The 1,327-nt window shown below is 40.5% G+C and carries 2 protein-coding genes; both read left to right on the top strand.

Annotation, left to right across the window (positions count from 1 at the left end):
* A partial coding sequence (locus BM090_RS18045; RefSeq protein WP_143084051.1) for a T9SS type A sorting domain-containing protein occupies positions 1-363 on the top strand: 363 nt, incomplete at its 5' end.
* A 59-nt stretch (positions 364-422) separates the two neighbouring features.
* Positions 423-1,327 (top strand): hypothetical protein (locus BM090_RS18040; RefSeq protein WP_143084050.1); only part of this gene is annotated, 905 nt, incomplete at its 3' end.

Genomic DNA, 1,327 nt, shown 5'->3' with positions numbered 1-1,327 from the left:
GATAGTCCAAGTCCTGCTTTTTTCGATTTGTATTTTATGAAAGTGGGCGGTATTGGCTTGCCGTATTTGCCCGAGACGGATAGTAGTTGGTTGGTAACGAGCAGCAAGCCAGTTTTGAGCAGTGGTGCGAAGGTTAGTATCTACCCGAACCCCGCATCAAGTTATGTAGGCATTGTTTCAGAGCGCAATATCAATAAAGTAGAAATCTTGGATATGAGTGGTACGATGGTTTATTCTTCATTACAAGACACAAGGAAAGAGGCCAGCGTTCAAGTATCGCATTTGCGGAGCGGTATTTATACCGTATGTGTTTATGAAGTGGATGGCTCTGTGAGTCGTCAGCTTATCAGTATTGTCCGATAAAATTCAATGACGGTTCTTAGCTTTAAATGGCTAAGAGCCGTTTTTAACAAGTATCTCACATGAAAAAACTATTACTGATATTATTAAGTATTCTGTTACATCAGGTATTGTATTCTCAGACGATTCAGTGGGAGAAGGCATATAATGTGTATAAAGATGATATGGCCAATTCAATATGTCCCATTCCACAATCAACAGATTATATGGTATTGGGTGCAAGCTTTAAATACGGAGGATTGAGCGGCAATATTGGTTATTATGGAAGTTGTTTAATCAAATTAAATGCTTTAGGGGATACATTATGGGTTAGAGACCTGAATATAGCAACCAATCTTTCATCAAAAGGCAATAGTATGTATGCGGTATCAGATGGTTATTGGCTGTGTATTACTGCTGTTTATTTTGATACAGATATTCATTTGGTAAAAGTCAATTTTGAAGGGCTTGTGCAAGCACACTATACCGTTTCTGGTTGGCCGAATGCCTTACAAGCGTATTATGTGCGTGCAGTTCCAAATGGAGATGTATTGACCGTTGGTCAAACCGCAGTAAGTTCCTATTCGGGCATGGCATGGGATTGTTTTGTAACGCGTATGCGAGCGGATGGTAGTGTGGCATGGACAAAGTACTATAACTACGGTCTTTACACAGAGGGTTATTATGTGGAAGGTATGGCCAATGGCCATTATTGGGTATCAGGTAGTGTGAATAATTCTGTTTGGGGCATGGAGTTGGATACGAGTGGGAATGTGGTGCGTCAGCATATTTTTTATAGTACTCCGACCTATGCGAAGATATATGATGCGTATGTTCAGCAGCTTCCGAATCAGAAGTATTTGGTGATAGGGGGTTCTGTTTGGACAGATCCCGTAAGGCGTTATGTAGGCTTATATGATAGTAATTATAATTTGGTATGGCAGCAACCCGAACAAGTGGGTAATTGTTTTCCTGCATACATTACCAG

This window comes from Flexibacter flexilis DSM 6793 (genome assembly GCF_900112255.1).
Lineage (GTDB): Bacteria > Bacteroidota > Bacteroidia > Cytophagales > Flexibacteraceae > Flexibacter > Flexibacter flexilis.
This window is presented reverse-complemented; position numbering and strand designations above follow the sequence as displayed.